The 15,417-nt window shown below is 68.0% G+C and carries 11 protein-coding genes; 6 read left to right on the plus strand and 5 right to left on the minus strand.

Annotated features, from left to right (window positions below):
- Positions 1-133 precede the first annotated feature (133 nt).
- Both GO999_RS22220 and GO999_RS22225 read left to right on the plus strand, forming a co-directional pair.
- Positions 134-1,294, plus strand: coding sequence for a sigma-54 interaction domain-containing protein (locus GO999_RS22220; RefSeq protein ID WP_058907741.1), 1,161 nt, complete (start codon positions 134-136; stop codon positions 1,292-1,294).
- A 72-nt stretch (positions 1,295-1,366) separates the two neighbouring features.
- Positions 1,367-1,522 carry a hypothetical protein gene (locus tag GO999_RS22225; RefSeq protein ID WP_211907218.1) on the plus strand — a complete coding sequence of 52 codons (156 nt, stop codon included), beginning with the start codon at positions 1,367-1,369 and terminating at the stop codon, positions 1,520-1,522.
- A gap of 67 nt (positions 1,523-1,589) precedes the next feature.
- Here the strand turns inward: GO999_RS22225 and GO999_RS22230 are convergent, their stop codons facing one another.
- On the minus strand, positions 1,590-1,964 hold the full coding sequence (locus GO999_RS22230) for a hypothetical protein (RefSeq protein WP_165858693.1): 375 nt from the start codon (positions 1,962-1,964) through the stop codon (positions 1,590-1,592).
- 376 nt (positions 1,965-2,340) lie between these two features.
- Here GO999_RS22230 and GO999_RS22235 point away from each other — a divergent pair, with 376 nt between their 5' ends.
- Positions 2,341-3,843, plus strand: coding sequence for an RNA polymerase factor sigma-54 (locus GO999_RS22235; RefSeq protein ID WP_016722279.1), 1,503 nt, complete (start codon positions 2,341-2,343; stop codon positions 3,841-3,843).
- A 140-nt stretch (positions 3,844-3,983) separates the two neighbouring features.
- The gene (locus tag GO999_RS22240; protein ID WP_058907740.1) at positions 3,984-4,769 is read left to right on the plus strand and encodes a DUF2334 domain-containing protein; all 786 of its coding nucleotides are present in this window, start codon (positions 3,984-3,986) and stop codon (positions 4,767-4,769) included.
- Positions 4,770-4,799: 30 nt separating this feature from the next.
- Here the strand turns inward: GO999_RS22240 and GO999_RS22245 are convergent, their stop codons facing one another.
- The 3 genes from GO999_RS22245 to GO999_RS22255 all read right to left on the minus strand — a co-directional run bounded on the left by GO999_RS22245 (position 4,800) and on the right by GO999_RS22255 (position 9,161).
- Positions 4,800-5,669 carry a hypothetical protein gene (locus GO999_RS22245; protein WP_058907739.1) on the minus strand — a complete coding sequence of 290 codons (870 nt, stop codon included), beginning with the start codon at positions 5,667-5,669 and terminating at the stop codon, positions 4,800-4,802.
- A 392-nt stretch (positions 5,670-6,061) separates the two neighbouring features.
- Positions 6,062-6,520: a hypothetical protein gene (locus GO999_RS22250; RefSeq protein WP_020425359.1), complete on the minus strand. Its 459-nt coding sequence runs from the start codon at positions 6,518-6,520 to the stop codon at positions 6,062-6,064.
- A gap of 250 nt (positions 6,521-6,770) precedes the next feature.
- Entirely contained in the window at positions 6,771-9,161 is a 2,391-nt protein-coding gene (locus tag GO999_RS22255; protein WP_211906880.1) for a hybrid sensor histidine kinase/response regulator, read from the minus strand.
- Positions 9,162-9,645: 484 nt separating this feature from the next.
- Here GO999_RS22255 and GO999_RS22260 point away from each other — a divergent pair, with 484 nt between their 5' ends.
- Positions 9,646-10,944 carry an integrase gene (locus GO999_RS22260; protein ID WP_172833521.1) on the plus strand — a complete coding sequence of 433 codons (1,299 nt, stop codon included), beginning with the start codon at positions 9,646-9,648 and terminating at the stop codon, positions 10,942-10,944.
- A gap of 280 nt (positions 10,945-11,224) precedes the next feature.
- Here the strand turns inward: GO999_RS22260 and GO999_RS22265 are convergent, their stop codons facing one another.
- Entirely contained in the window at positions 11,225-12,529 is a 1,305-nt protein-coding gene (locus GO999_RS22265; protein WP_211906881.1) for an NCS2 family permease, read from the minus strand.
- A gap of 1,448 nt (positions 12,530-13,977) precedes the next feature.
- Between GO999_RS22265 and GO999_RS22270 the strand changes: the two genes are divergently transcribed.
- The gene (locus GO999_RS22270) at positions 13,978-15,048 is read left to right on the plus strand and encodes a replication protein RepA (protein WP_038938013.1); all 1,071 of its coding nucleotides are present in this window, start codon (positions 13,978-13,980) and stop codon (positions 15,046-15,048) included.
- Positions 15,049-15,417: the final 369 nt, after the last annotated feature.

Raw genomic sequence — 15,417 nt, forward strand, 5'->3', positions numbered from 1 at the left:
GCTGCCCGCCATGATAATGGCTCGACTTTTCCACACAATGTGACGGGATGACGACGCGCTAGCCATCAGGAGACCCACCGCTGAATGGCCTCTCTCTCCAGCGCGCCCCGTCGCGACGGACCACGAGGGAGCCATGTCCTTGAGCGAAGCCTTCGCAGACGATCGCGCAGTCACCACCGGGCGCCTGCCCTGCCCTCCCGGGCTGGCAGACCGCGCCGATACCGACGCCATCGACGTGTTCGGCGATGCCGCGCGCCTGACCGCGTTCGCCAATCCCCCCGCTGTCTCCGTATCCGCGCCTGTTGTCGCCGACCCCGACTTCGGCCACCTGTACGGCCATTCAACCGTCATGCGGACGCTGTATGGCCAGATCGGCAAGGTGGCCGGCACGCTGGCAACCGTGCTGATCATCGGAGAATCGGGCACCGGCAAGGAACTGATCGCGCGCACCGTGCACGACATGAGCCCGCGTGCTGACCAAGCCTTCATCGCCGTCAACTGCGGCGCGATCTCGCCCAACCTGATCGAATCGGAGCTGTTCGGCCACGAGAAGGGCAGCTTCACCGGCGCGCTCCAGCGCCACACCGGCTATTTCGAGCAGGCCTGCAACGGCACGATCTTCCTCGACGAGATCACCGAGATGCCGGTGGAGATGCAGGTCAAGCTGCTGCGCGTGCTGGAGACCGGCACGTTCATGCGCGTGGGCGGCACGGAGCCGATCGAGACCCGCGCGCGCATCATCGCCGCGACCAACCGCAATCTGCCGGAGGCCGTGTCCGACGGCACCTTCCGCGAAGACCTGATGTATCGGCTGGCGGTGGTGCCGCTGCACGTGCCGCCGCTGCGCGACCGCGACGAAGACATCGAAGCGTTGGCCCACCATTTCCTGGCGCAATTCAACGCCGCGCACCAGACCGACAAGACCTTCGCGCGCTCCGCCCTGTCGGCGCTGCGCCAGCACCCTTGGCCGGGCAACGTGCGCGAGCTGCGCAACGCCGTGCAGCGCGGCTACATCCTGGGCGAAAAGACGGTGGAGCTCGCCATGCCGCTGGTCTCGCTGCGCAGCCCGTCGCGCCCGTCGGTGAAGGAAGGCGTGCTCAATGTCTCGGTGGGCGTCACGCTGGCCGAAGCCCAGCGCGTCATGATCCTCGCCACGCTGGAGCATTTTCGGGGCGACAAGCGCCAGGCCGCCAAGACCCTCGGCGTCAGCCTCAAGACGCTCTACAACCGGCTCGACCTGTATCACAGCCAGAGCCAAAGCCAGGGCACCGAGGCCGCCGGGCTGCCCGCGTAGGGCGCGCCCGCGGCTCGCGTTGTTCGCCCCCTCGAAACGGTCTTGCCGCCGTCCGCGCTAGCGCGGATGCGCGTGCCTGCGCTCGCCCGGATGCTCGCGGCGGCGGCGCTTGCGCGGTTCGTCGCGATGCGTGCGGCGCGGCACGTGCTCGATCCCACCGTGCAGGCAAGGAACGTCCGCGCCGCTTCGGACGCCGACTGGCGTGGTGACTTCCACTGGCATGGCTGAAGCCCTCCGGTAAAGCCGCGGGCCGCCCGTGCGGCCGCCCGCGACGTTGAGCGTGGCGCAGGCCGACTCACTGCCCCGGCTTGGAGCCGCCCGGCTGCGGGTTGCCCATGCCAGTGGCGGCATCGCTACCGCCCGACTGCGCGCCGGCCGCGGCATCCGTCGCCTTCCCCTCCGCCGGCTTCTTGTGGCGATGCTTCTTGGCATGCGGCTTCCTGTCGCCGCCGGTGCCGGACGTTGGCTCGCCGGTGGCCGAGGCACCCGCCGCAGGGTCGGCGGCAGACGCGGGCGGGGCGGTCCGCTTGCCCGGCGCCCGGGTCGGGGTGCCGGATTCCTGGCTATCGGTAGAGGCAGGCGCCATGGGGGTCTGCGCCAGGGCGGCGGTCACGCCGAGCGCCAGGGCGACGCCCAGCAGGGTTGCGGTCAGAGTGCGTGATGGTTGCATGCGATCTCCTGGTTGCGTGCATGAAGCAAGGTGGCAGAACGGATGGAAGCGCGCTGCCGCGCAAGGCATCGGCAAGGCCGGACCTCCCGCGCGCTTTCCATGCGAGCACAGGTGCAGCAACGCATGTACCTGCCGGGGCGCGCATCCCCCAGCCGCGCCGCGATGCCGGGCCGGCACGCGCAATCGCCCCGTCACGCTGTCAAGCGGCGGAAACAAACCGCATATAAAAACGACATGATCATGTAGAAACGGCGCGCCGATCGCCCACGAAGGCTCGTGGCGCATGCATCCGTCTGCTTGGCACAGCCTTTGCATCGAGAAAGGATCATGCCGGCCGGCATCGCTGGCCCCGCCCAACAAAAAGGAGGCAAGGCGAATGGTCAAAGCCGCTCTCGAAATGCGTGCGAAGCAGCATCTCGCGCTGACGCCCCGGCTGCAGCAGTCCGTGAAATTGCTGCAGCTGTCGGCGACCGAATTTGCACAGGAAATGCAGGAAGCGCTTGCCAGCAACCCGTTCCTGGAAGAAGTCGACGACAACACGGGCGCACCGCCGGAAGCGGCCCGGCCCGGTGAAGCCATGCCCGGCACCGAAGCCGACGGCGCCACCGCCGACCACTCGCCGCCGGACGAGGCGCCCCTCGAGACCACCACCAGCGCCATCGAGACCGACCCCGCCATCGCCGCCTCCGACGAGTTTCCCGCCGACTTCGGCAGCTACACCAGCTACGGCCCGGCCCATCACGGCGACGGCGAAGACAGCGACATCGGCGAATGGGTGCACGCCACGCCCACCCTGCGCGAGCACCTGCGCCAGGAGCTGCTCAGCTACCGGCTCTCCGAGCGCGACAGCCTGCTCGCCCTGACAGTGATCGAAGCGCTGGACGACGACGGCTACCTGCGCCAGACGCTCTTCGAGCTGATGCCGCTGGCGCCGGTCGAGCCCGCGCCCACCGAGAAGGAAATGCAGATCGCGCTGGCGCTGGTGCAGAGCCTGGACCCGCCGGGCGTGGCCGCGCGCGATCTGTCCGAATGCCTGCGCCTGCAGATCGAGGCGCGTCCGGCCGATACGGAAGCCGAGGAGCGTGTGCAGGAGATCGCGCAGGACATCGTGCGCAGCCATCTGCCGCGCCTGGCCAAGCGCGACCTGACCCACATCCGCCGCGCGGTCGGCTGCGACGAAGACGAGCTGCGCGAAGCCTGCGCGCTGATCCGCACGCTGGACCCGCGCCCGGGGCTGCGCTTCTCGCAGGCGCACGCGGGCTATGTCGTGCCCGACGTGATCGTCGCCAAGATCAAGGGCAAGTGGGTGGCCGTGACCAACCCGGCGGTGGCGCCGTGCGCGCGCATCAACAAGGTCTACGCCGAACTCTTCGCGCAGACGCGCGGCCATCACCGCACGCCGCTCGCGCACCAGCTACAGGAAGCGCGCTGGCTGATCCGCAACGCGCAGCAGCGCTTCGCCACCATCCAGCGCGTGGCCGAGGCCATCGTCGCGCACCAGAAGCACTTCCTCGAATACGGCGAGGTCGCGATGCGGCCGCTGGTGCTGCGCGACGTGGCCGAAGAGCTGGGCCTGCATGAATCGACCATCTCGCGCGCCACCGGCAACAAGTTCATGGCGACGCCGCGCGGCATCTTCGAGTTCAAGTACTTCTTCTCGCGCCAGCTCGCCACCGACACGGGCGGCGCCTGTTCGGCGGCGTCCGTGCGGGCCCTGCTCAAGGAGATGATCGAGGCCGAAGACGCGCAGGCACCGCTGTCCGATGTGTCGCTGGCCAAGATGCTGGCCGAGCAGGGCGTGATCGTCGCGCGCCGCACGGTGGCCAAGTATCGCGGCCTGATGCGCATCGCACCCGCCGAACTCCGGCGGCAGGTCTGAGCCCCGGGACAGCCCGTGCGCCGCCAGCCGACCGACCGCGCATCCGCCGTGCCGCGCCATCTGGCCGATGTCACCCTGCTCCGGGCGGCGCGGGGCGGCGGCGTGCCACCACCGCGCGCCACCCCTGCCCGGTAACGAAGATGTCGCGCTACCTGGTGATCGCCATGCACGACGTCACGCCCGCCAATTGGCCGGCGTGCAGCGTGCTGCTGTCGGCGCTGGACGAAGTGTGTCCGGTGCCGAAATCGCTGCTGGTCATTCCGAACTTCCACCGTGGCCCGACCGCGCGCAGCAGCGCGCGCTTCTGCCGCGTGCTGGCCGAGCGCCTGGAGCAGGGCGATGAGCTGGTGCTGCACGGCTATGCCCACCTGGACGAACAGCCGCCCGGCGGCTTCGTCGACCAGCTGATCCGCACGCACTACACTGCCGGCGAGGGCGAATTCTCGGTGATGCCGCTGGGCGCCGCGCGCCGGCGGCTGGAAACGGGCGCCGCCTGGTTCGCCGCCAACGGCTGGCCGCTGCACGGCTTCGTCGCCCCGGCCTGGCTGATGAGCGCGGCCACCTGGCAGGCGCTTGACGGGCTGCCGCTGCGCTATACCACCACGCTGCGGCACTTCTACCTGCTGCATCCGAGCCGGTCGATGCTCGCGCCGTGCCTGACCTACAGCGTGCAGACCGGGCCGCGCCGCCTGGCGTCGCGCTACTACGTGCGCTGGCTGGCCCACCACCGTGCGCACGCGCCGCTGCTGCGGCTCGGCCTGCATCCGACCGATGCGGCCCATCCCGACGTCATCCGCCATTGGCAGGACCTGCTGGCCGCCTGCCTGGAAACACGCCTGCCCGTCACCAAGAACGGGTTCGCGCAGGCGTTTGCCGAAGCGCTGATGGGCAAGCCGGACATGCCCCAGCCAGAGCCCTCGTACTGAAGGCGCGGCGAGCGCCGTGGCCTGGCGCCGTCAGTTCGCTGCCGGGACGATGGCGGTGTCCAGGCCGTCCATCGAGAATTTGACCAGGCCCACATTCGGCGCGAACCACAGCGTTACCTTGCCCACGTTCTCGATCGAGAACGGCACCACGTTGAAGTTCGGAGTCGTGCGCCGAACCGACACGTTCATCCGGCAGGCCTGGCCGTAGGTCGCGCTGCCCACAGTCACGCTTTCGCGGCCGGCGTAGGTCAGCGTCAGTTCCTTGACGGAGTTGGAGGCAAACGACGCGCCCATGGGGTTGGTGCCGCCCGCGCGCTTCTCGAACATCGTCAGCGTGACAGGCGTATTGAGCTTGAAGTCCGCGACGGTCGGCACCACCGGTTGCAGCGTCGGCACCACCAGCGGAGAGAACGTCGCCTTGCCGCCCACGACGGCCGAGCGCAGCTGCTCCAGCGTCATCGCCGCGTAGGTGTAGGCGTAGCGCTGCTGCGGGCCCGTATCGCCCGCCGACGGGAACGTGATGGCGCCGGCCGGCAGGTAGGGCGCGTTCGGCAGCATGTAGAGCGTGTGGTGCTGGTCGCTGTTGAGCACCTGGTCGATGCGGTTGCGCACGTCCAGCGCCGTATAGGACTGGCCCTCGAAGGTCTGGGCACCCAGGCCGGTCACGGTGGCGACGTCGACTTCGACGGGCGCCACGAACGATGCCGTCGCGGTGGCCGTCTTGCCCGTGCCCGGCACGACGAAACAATCCGACCCCAGCGATGCGCTGTCGGCCGGAGACGCAACCCCGCTGCTGCTGGCGGCAACCGAACCGGAACCCGAATCGTCACCGCCGCCGCAGGCTGCCAGCAGACCGACCACCACACACCCAAGCGCAACCGCGCGCAATTGACCCTGCATACTTCCCCCGAAAAGCGTTCTTGTGATTGAAAAAAACGGGCGAGGATACGGGTCGCGCTACACAATGCGCTCACAATTGCGTTGTGATTTTTTATTAATTCAGACATAGACACCATCAACATCACGCCGACAGGCCGCCGATCGCCCTCCCGCGCATCGCCGGGGTCATGCAGGTGAGGCACCGCGCGCGCGATACGACGCCGTGGCGATGGCGAAGCACTCCGCGCACCGCCCACGCCCGCACAGCCGGACCCTGCGCAGGACGGACACGAACGCAGCCAGCACATCGCGCGATTGCGCACGATGCCGATCGGCAGTCCAGCCAAACCCATCCGCCGGGCGCATTGCCAGCCGGGTCTCGGCCACGCGGGCGATCCGCGCGGCACGCGGCTTCAGCGCCTGCGCTCGCCGGTGCCGCCCGACGGAGCGCCCGGCATCTGCCGGTTGCGCTCGATCGCGTCGGCAGTGCGGTTGGCGAGTTCGCGATCGGGATCGCAATGGCCGGCGGCATGGCGCTCGCGCACCACGCACTCCAGTCCCTGCGTGTCGTGCAGATCGGTGTCGAGCAGGCCGCTTTCGATATCGCGCGCGGCCTGTTCGATGGTGTCGCGCGGGCCGGATCCCTGCTCGGCGACGTACTGATCGCGCTCGTGCGGCAGGCACGCGCCATGGACGAACGATTGGACCTCGTGCTCGGGCTCACCGAGCGCCGCCTCCACGCGTTCGCGCGCGGTGGACGCGGGTGCGGCGGCGGGCCTGGTGCCGGAGACTGGCGGATACGCAGCACCCTGTGTGGGCGTGTCATCGCGCGTGAGCGGACTGCGGACCCCGCTGCGTAGAGGCTGGTGCATACGCCCCTCCTGCTGGCGGACTGGTGATGCTGTGCTCACTGCAACCGCCGTGCCACGGCACCGCACCTGCGTATCGTCGAGGCCGCACGCGCAAGCGGCTTGCCCCGCCACGGCTTCGGCCGATCGTGCAACAACCCGCCTGAGCGGATCGCCGTGCGTCGTCACGTAAGGGTTACATGGCCCATGTAACGATTGCCCGCCGGCACGGCCCATACCCCATACCACCGCGCCCGCGAGACAACGCGACGCGCTAGCGGCGCGCCAGGGTCCGCAGCGCCCGCACCAGGTCGCGCGGCGACACCGGCTTCGAAAGATGCTCCTGGAACCCGCTTGCCAGCGCACGAGCGCGATCGTGGGGCTGGGCAAAAGCGGTCAGCGCAATGGCGGGCACCTGCGCCACGCCGGCCGGCAGATGCCGGCGCTCCCATCCGCGGATCCGCTGCAGGATGGCGTAGCCATCCTCATCCGGCAACGCAATGTCGCAGACCACCGCATGCGGCCTGCGCAGGCCGCCCCAGGCCTCCAGTTGGGCGATCGCCTCGTCGCCCGAGCCCGCGCTGCCGACCTCGGCGTGGACCTGCCCCAGCAGCGTCGCCAGCGCCTCGCGGGCATCCTGCTGGTCGTCGATCAGCAGCACGCGCAGGCCGCCCAGCGACGGCAGCGGCCCCGGCCGCACCACGTCCTCGGCGAGCGCCGCCGTCAGCTCGGCACCTTCATGCAGCGGCAGATACACGGTGAATATCGCGCCGTGCTGCTCGCCATCGCTCTGCGCGTGGACCAGCCCGCCATGCAGCTCGGTCAGGCGCTTGACCAGGGCCAGCCCGAGCCCGAGGCCGCCGGTGCGCCGCGTGTGCGAGCCGTCGGCCTGCCGGAACGGATCGAACAGGTGCGGCACGAACGCCGGCGCGATGCCGCGTCCGTTGTCCCGCACGACGATGCGCGCCACTTCGCCCGACACGTCCGCGGCCAGCCAGACGTCGCCGCCTTCCTGCGTGAACTTGATGGCGTTGGACAGCAGGTTCCACACGATCTGCTGGATGCGGTCGGCGTCGCCGTCGATCTCCTCCGTGCCGAGCGACCACGCCTCGTGCAGTGTGATCCGCCGCTCGGCCGCCTGCGCGCGGACGCTGTCGAGCGCGCGCTCCAGCGCCGTGCGCAACGGGAACGGCTGGCGCGTGAGCCGCAGCTTGCCGCTCATCACGCGGGTGGCATCGAGCAGGTCTTCGATCAGCCGCACCTGCTGCGCCACGCCGGTGCGGATGCCCGCGAGCGCGCGCTGGACCGGCTGCGGCCCCTCGGCCAGCTGGTTCTCCAGCACATACGCCCAGCTCTGGATGCCGTTCAGCGGCGAGCGCAGCTCGTGCGACACCACCGCCAGGAACTGATCACGCGCATGCGCCGCGGCCTCGGCCTGCGCGCGGGCGGCCTGCTCGCGCAGCAGCAGCGCATTGCGCTCGCGCTCTGCCTCGGTGCGCTCGCTCACGTCGTAGATGATCAGCAGCGCCGACTCCATCTCGCCATGGCGATCGGCCTCGGGAATCACGCGCGCGTTGTAGTGCGCGACATGCGGGCGCGCTGCATCCGCCTCCAGATGCAGCGTCAGCGCCTGTTCGCCGCCCGTGTCGAACGCGCACTGGGCCGCCGCCTCCAGCGGCCCCGTAATGCAGGCCGGCAGCCCCGAGTCCGACAGCGCCTGCCCGATCAGCTCATCCGACGGCACACCGAACGCCTCCGTCACCGCACGGTTGATGTACACGCAGCGCAGCGCGGGGTCGAGGCGCGCAATGATGTCCGGCGCATTCTCCACCAGCGTGACGAATTCGCGCTGGTGCCGGAAGCGCTCGCGTTCGGCTTCCTTGCGTTCGGTGATGTCTTCGATGATGCAGACCAGGGCGACCACCTTGCCGTCCGGCCCGCGCTGCGGCGTATAGGCGGCGTGGATGAAACGGCGCCCCGGCCCCACGTACGGATATTCGAGCTCCATCTCGAAGTCGACGCGCTGGCCGGCAAAGCCTTTCATCAGATGCGCCAGCACGCGCTGGTAGGCCTCGTGGCCCATCAGCTCGCGCACGTGCCGGCCCAGCACGTCGGCCGCCGGCAGACCGAACCGCTGCGCGTAGGCATGGTTGGCGAAGCGGATGCAATGGTCGGGGCCCAGCTGCACGATCGGGAACGGGATGCTCTCCGCCAGCCATTGCAGCTGGAATTCGGATTCGGTCAGCTCGGCCAGCGTCCGCAGGCGCTGCGTCATGTCTTCGACCACGCCCACGGCGTGCGTCGCTGCCCCGCCCTGCGCCGGCAGGCGGTAGCCGCACTCGCGCACGCGATGCTCGGCGCCGTCGGTACCGATCCAGCGATATTCCAGCGCGAAATCGCGGCCCTGCGCGAGCCCCTGCCATGCCGCCCGCAACGCGGCATGGTCGCCGGAATGCACGTGGGCAAGCCAGTGTTCGCGCGGGCCGCAGAGGGTCTCGGGCGCCATGCCCCACCGCTGGCGCGCGGCGGCGCTCACGTGCAGGCGTGTCCCGTCGAGCAGGTCATCCACCCAGAACACGTCGAGCGGCTCGGTGCCGTACGACCGGCCGGGCGCACTCGTGATGCCGCGCTCCGGCACGAAATGGCTGACTACAGGTTCCTTCATCGCGCCCCCAGAGTGATCGGACCGGTCGAGCCCGGACCCAGGATGTTCGCACAGCCATCATGGCCTGCGGTCCGTCCGCCTTCATGCCAGGCCGGCCAGCCCAACCTCGCTCAGCAGGTTTCATACCCGTGTCCGCTGCGCGCAAGCCGCTGCCCGACGCGCGCAGTCATCGTGCGCGTCGCGGCGATGCGCCTGCTGCCTGCGCCACGCACGCGCCGCTTCAGCCGCGTCCCCACAGAAAAGCGTCCCAGGCACCAGCCGTGCGTGCATCCACCCGGCAGTGACGCGCCGTTCGGGTCGACGCGTTTGCCGGCGATGCGGCTCACGGATGCCGCACCGATCCAACCGCACCGGGCACTCGGCCCATGCGTGCCGGCATGCCGCGACACCCGTGCATTGAGCAGGTCGCGTGCCCGGCCGGCCCGGCCATCGCGGCGCACGGTCCGACGCCGGAGCCCCATGCCCGGCTCGCTATACTTGCGCGATGCCATCCACGCACCCCGCCCCCGACGCGATCGCGCCAGGCCCGCACCCCGCGGCAGGCGCGTCGTCGGCCGTCCATGCCGCCACCGAGGCCGATCTCCTGGCGCACGCCCGGGATCGCGAGCGCGTGCAGGCATGGCTCGATGCACGGGCGGGCGGCGCACGCGCGGTGGGTCCGTCCACGCTGTCGCAATACCGCATGGAAGCCGAGCGCGTGTGCTGGTATGCGCGCGCCGTCGGCAAGCCGATCGCCCGCTGGCAGCGCGAAGACGCCCACGCCTACCTGCGCTTCCTGCAGGATCCGCCCGCGTGGGCGATCAGCGCACGCGGACACGCGCGTGATGAAGCCGGGTGGACACCGCTGCGTGGCCCGCTGTCCGCGCGCTCGCTCCGGCAATGCAGCGTGATCGCCGCGAACCTCTGCGGCTGGCTGCAGCGCAGCGGCCATCTGCGCGCCAACCCGTTCCTGGATGACGACGGCATCGTCATCGCCCTGCCCGATGCGGCCCCGGCGACGCTGCCGCCCGCCCCGCCGCCACCCGATCCCGCCACCGCGCTGTGCGCGCCCGACATGGCGCTGCTGGTCGACGCCGTGCGCACGCGCGTCGCGCTGGGCCGCGAGGCCCGGCTGCGGCAGGCACGCGATGGCTTCCTGGCCGAACTGCTCGCGCACGCCGGCCTGCGCGTGGCCGAGCTGGTCGGCGCACGCATGGGCGACGTGGCCTTGCATGCCGTCCCCGAGGCCCGTCGCGCAGCGGATCCGGCGTTGCCGCCATCGGTCTGGCTGCTCGGTGTCGGTGCCGGACGCGCCCAGCGCTGGCTGCCGTGCGATGCCCTGATGGCGACGCTGCGCGCCTATCGCACCGCATTCGGCCTGTCGCCGCTGCCGCTGCCGGGCGAGGCCACGCCGCTGCTGCTGTCGGTGCGCAAGCGTTCGCCGCGACGCGCCGACGGCACCATCATCGATTCCCCCGCCCTGCGCCGCGATTTCGGCGAGCGCAGGGGCATCGGTTCGCGCTCCCAGCTGCTGCAGATCATCAAGGCCATGCTCGCCGAGGCCGCCGAGCACGCCCGCGCGCTCGGCCACGCGGACGCCGCCGAGCGCCTCGCCCATGCCTCCCTGCGGGGCCTGCGCGGCGCCCACCTGCGCGAACGCCTGGCCTCCGGCGAAGCCGCGCGCGACATCGCGCACGCACTCGGCCTGGCCGCCCTGCCGAGCGCCGCGGTGCGCGCCAGGAAAGCCGACCTGACCTCCAGCATCCTCGACGCTGCCCGCCAGCTCGCCGTTCCGCGCACTTGAATCGTCGTGCCCTGGGCACGCAGAAATGGGTACGCTCCAGGCACCCGGCTCACTGCGGCCGGGTAAAACCACGCGCTTACCATTGCATCAGGACACCCGGCCATCACTCCCGGAAAACCACGCAGAAACGGGTACGCCCCGATTTTGGCGACGCCCTATTCATACGCAGAAACGGGTACGCTCCAGCATTTATTGATCCCGCAGAAATGGGTACGCTCACGTCAGTCCGAAAACAAAAACGCGGACCCGAAGGCCCGCGTTCCATTCGGCCGGCACGGGCTCAATGCCCAGCTTGCAGGTAGAAGAAGCGGAACAGGAAGATCAGCGAGATGATCCAGACGACCGCCGGCACCTCGCGCCAACGCCCGCCGAACAGCTTGAGGCCCGAGTAGGTGACGAAGCCGAACGCCACGCCGTTGGCAATGGAATAGGTGAACGGCATCATCAGCGCGGTCAGCACGGCCGGCACCGATTCGGTCGTATCGGCCCAGTCCAGCTCGACCAGTTCGCGCAGCATCAGGCAGGACACATACAGCAAGGCCGGCGCCGTCGCATAGGCCGGCACCACGCCCGCCAGCGGCGCGATGAACAGGCAGGCCAGGAACAGCACCGCCACCGTCAGCGCGGTCAGCCCCGTGCGCCCGCCCGCCTGCACGCCCGCGGCGCTCTCGATATACGCCGTGGTCGACGACGTGCCCAGCATCGAGCCGGCCACGATGGCGGTGCTGTCGGCCAGCAGCGCCTTGTTCAGGCGATCCATCCGGCCGGCCTTGAGCAGGCCCGCGCGATTGGCCACGCCTATCAGCGTCCCCGTCGCGTCGAACAGCTCCACCAGGAAAAACACCAGCACCACATTCAGGATGCCGACCGACAGCGCCCCCTGGATATCGAGCTGCAGCAGCGTCGGAGCGATCGGGGGCGGCATCGACACGACTCCATGGAACGTATTGCCGGCAACAAAGAAGCTCGCCACCGTCACCGCCAGAATGCCGATCAGGATTGCGCCCTTCACGCGCAAGTGGTCCAGCGTGACGATCAGGAAAAAGCCGATCACCGCCAGGATCACCGACGGCTGGTGCACGTCGCCCAGCGCCACCAGCGTCGCCGGGTTGCCGACGACCAGCCCCGCTCCCCGCAGCGACACGATGCCGAGAAACAGCCCGATACCGGCCGTGATCGCAATGCGGATCGAATGCGGAATCCCGTTGATGATCATCTCGCGGATGCGGAACAGGCTCACCAGCATGAACAGGCAGCCCGACACGAACACCGCCCCCAGCGCCGCCTGCCAGGTGAACCCCATGCCCTTGACGACCGAATAGGCGAAATACGCATTCAGCCCCATGCCCGGCGCCATCGCGATCGGGTAGTTGGCGTACAGCCCCATGATGGCGGTGCCGATCGCCGCGGCGACACAGGTGGCGACGAACACGGCATCGTGCGGCACCCCGGCGTCGGCCAGGATGTTCGGGTTGACGAAGACGATGTACGCCATGGTCAGGAATGTCGTCAGCCCGGCCACCACTTCGGTGCGGACGTCGGTCTGGTGTTCCTCGAGCTTGAAGAAGCGAGCAAGCCAGCTCATGCAGGTTGTCTCCTCTGGTGATGGAACGGCATCGGCTCCGAATCCGTGCACTGGAATGTCCAACGATGCCGTAGCCGACCGCGGGCCTCGTCACGGCCAAGTGACTCCCGTCCTGCCGGAACGTGGTCCTGGCCATTACAAATCATGGAAAACATGGTGCCCGGCAGCGAGCCGGCCCACCCCAGGGCTGCGCATGATGCCCGAAACCCATGTTCCACGCACGCCCGGCGGCGCGCGCCGGCCGGGACGACCAGCCGGGCGGGCCAGCGGGAAAAGCGTACCCATTTCTGCGAATGCGAATGATGGCGCGCATTCGCCGCCCGTTAGCGTACCCATTTCTGCGACCGCGTCCGCAGAAACGGGTACGGATGCATACAATCGGCGACGGTCGCTCGCGAATCTACCCGCCCCCTTCCTGGCGGCGATACCCGCCGCGTACCCGTTTCTGCGACCCCGGAAAAGCGGCAAGCAGCAAAGCGTACCCATTTCTGCGGCGCAGCACGCAGAAATGGGTACGCTTCGACATGCAGCCGACTCCGCAGAAACGGGTACGGTTTCTCCAGTGTCAACGCCCCCACCTTCGCAGAAATGGGTACGCCGGATGCAAGTGTCCATACGCCAAGCCTTTGGGAAACAAGCCTTTTTTCCCGCAGAAACGGGTACGGCACGAGGCCCGGCGGCCCCTCGGCACATCACACCGTCTCCGCACTCGGGCGCTTTCAGCGATGAAAGTTGCGATACGGCTGGACCCCTGCCCCCGCGGTCGCGCAAACAACCTCCACAACAGGCCCGCAGAATCGGGTACGGCCCAAATTTCCCCCGAATAGCTGAAGCATGCGCTTGCTTTCGAGCTATTCCCATATTGATGGGGGCGCAGATCGGGCCGTCTGTCAGTACGACGCAGATTTGGGTACGCTTTGTGCACACGGCGCCCCGCCCGCTTCCGCAGAAACGGGTACGGTCAGCGCGGTAACCGAGGCCTGAACGGCTCCAATTGCGCTTACGCACGCAGAAATGGGTACGCCGATGGCAAAAAAACACGGGCGCCCCCCTGTTGCGACGCTCAAACTGTGGATAACTCTGTGGACAACCCAACGTTGTCCCCGCAGATTCCGGTACGGGGCTTGCGCAGAACCGGGTACGGTTTCGCGCAGAATTGAGTACAAAGTTCCGCAGAATCTGGTTCGCATGCTCGCAGAAACGAGTACGGTTTCGTACCACAAAGTCAGTGGCGACAAGGCTTTGCGGGCTTTGTATACGGTTTACCTGTAGTAAACGTAAAGGTATGTATTACTTGTAGTGAGGAAAGCGCGTCCGTGGACAACCCCGAGGGTTGCCCACCGCCGCACTTCCCGCCACGACGAGCAAAAAAGAGCGAACGTACCCAATTCTGCGTGACAAGCCGGAGACGTTTTAGTAAAAAGTCTCTGAACAATCGCTCACGCATCATGGTTACCAAACGACTGACTCCCACCGGGAAGCCCGACAGCGACTTGCCCGGCCGCATCATCGTGCCCTCGGGGGGCCAGGTCATTGCCACACCGGAAAAATTCCAGCGCCTCTTCGACGAAGCGCAGGCCATGGAACGGGAAGATGCCTGGCAGAGCGGCGAGGTCGGTTTCCTCAGTCGCGCCAGCGTGCAAGTCACCCTCCCCTACCGCGCGCCGAAAGGGTCGCCGCCCGTGTGGACACGCTCGAGCGGCAACATCTCCCTGATGATCCAGCCGGGCTACTTCACCCAGCAACGATCGGAGCGCGCCAGCAATGGACGGCAGCGCATCGTGTCCGAGACCGTTTCCTTCGGCTATCCGTATGGCTCCTATCCCCGGCTGATGCTGGCCTGGATCGGCAAGGAAATCATGGCGAAGAAGAAGCGCGGTGAATTTCAGGGCACCGTCGAAGACCGTCGCATTTCGCTAGGCAATTCGCTGTCCGAGTTCATGTACAACCTGGGCATTCCGATGGCCACGGGCGGCAAGCGCGGCACGATGACGCTCGTCCGCCAGCAGATGATCCGCCTGTTCTCGGCGACCATCGCGATCGTCCAGAACAAGTCCGCTCCCAACAACCAGAACCAAGAACCGTTGTCGATCGATCGGATCGGCTATCTCCTGGCCGATCAGTTGTCGACCTGGTGGGATCCGATGCAGCCGGGCCAAGGGTCAATGTTCGAGAGCTTCGTCGTGCTTTCCGAACCGTTTTTCAACGAGCTGGTGAACCGTCCGGTGCCTGTCGACATGCGCGCGCTGAAAGCGCTTAAGCAGTCGCCGTTTGCGCTCGACGTGTATTCGTGGCTGACCTATCGCTTCTTCACGATCCAGAAGCGGACCGAGATCCCCTGGGAAGCCCTGCAGATGCAGTTCGGCACCGAGACGGAAAGCGAACGCAAATTCCGGGCGCTCTTCCGTAAGGCGTTGAAGGACGTGCTGGTGGTGTATCCGGACGCAAAGGTCGATGCCGACTCTTCCAAGGCGCTGATCCTGCAGCCGTCACGCACGAGTGTGCGCAAGCTCGCCTGACGGCGGCAAGCAGGGCAAAAGAAACGGATACCTCTGCAAAATTGGACCGGAGTAACGCTGGTCCGATAATGGAATGTCATCCGCATGCTTTTCCAACAAGTCCTGCCAGTTGTCCGATAGCCAGTTGGATGGCTGTTTCTGCGGCAAGCGCTTTAGCAGAGCGACAGTGGGGGATGCTGTTTGCTGGAGTGTCCTGTATGTTGAACGCACCACTTCACCTGCAATACTTCAGGACCTCACTGCACGCGAAGCCGCATGAACATCGCTATCAGCTGTCCCGGGCTTGCATCGTCTGGCAGGAACGGTTGCTCGAGTCGTCGCCGCCCAAATCCGGCCGATTGGCATGTGCGGGGCGGGGCAACCAAGGTG

It is taken from the genome of Ralstonia nicotianae, assembly GCF_018243235.1.
Classification (GTDB): Bacteria; Pseudomonadota; Gammaproteobacteria; order Burkholderiales; family Burkholderiaceae; genus Ralstonia; species Ralstonia nicotianae.

What these genes read in the sequence shown, in the direction of transcription:
- GO999_RS22220 (WP_058907741.1), top strand. Translation starts at nt 134, where the DNA reads ATGTCCTTGAGCGAAGCCTTCGCAGACGATCGCGCAGTCACCACCGGG.
- GO999_RS22230 (WP_165858693.1), bottom strand. Translation starts at nt 1,964, where the DNA reads ATGCAACCATCACGCACTCTGACCGCAACCCTGCTGGGCGTCGCCCTG.
- GO999_RS22235 (WP_016722279.1), top strand. Translation starts at nt 2,341, where the DNA reads ATGGTCAAAGCCGCTCTCGAAATGCGTGCGAAGCAGCATCTCGCGCTG.
- GO999_RS22240 (WP_058907740.1), top strand. Translation starts at nt 3,984, where the DNA reads ATGTCGCGCTACCTGGTGATCGCCATGCACGACGTCACGCCCGCCAAT.
- GO999_RS22245 (WP_058907739.1), bottom strand. Translation starts at nt 5,669, where the DNA reads ATGCAGGGTCAATTGCGCGCGGTTGCGCTTGGGTGTGTGGTGGTCGGT.
- GO999_RS22250 (WP_020425359.1), bottom strand. Translation starts at nt 6,520, where the DNA reads ATGCACCAGCCTCTACGCAGCGGGGTCCGCAGTCCGCTCACGCGCGAT.
- GO999_RS22255 (WP_211906880.1), bottom strand. Translation starts at nt 9,161, where the DNA reads ATGAAGGAACCTGTAGTCAGCCATTTCGTGCCGGAGCGCGGCATCACG.
- GO999_RS22260 (WP_172833521.1), top strand. Translation starts at nt 9,646, where the DNA reads ATGCCATCCACGCACCCCGCCCCCGACGCGATCGCGCCAGGCCCGCAC.
- GO999_RS22265 (WP_211906881.1), bottom strand. Translation starts at nt 12,529, where the DNA reads ATGAGCTGGCTTGCTCGCTTCTTCAAGCTCGAGGAACACCAGACCGAC.
- GO999_RS22270 (WP_038938013.1), top strand. Translation starts at nt 13,978, where the DNA reads ATGGTTACCAAACGACTGACTCCCACCGGGAAGCCCGACAGCGACTTG.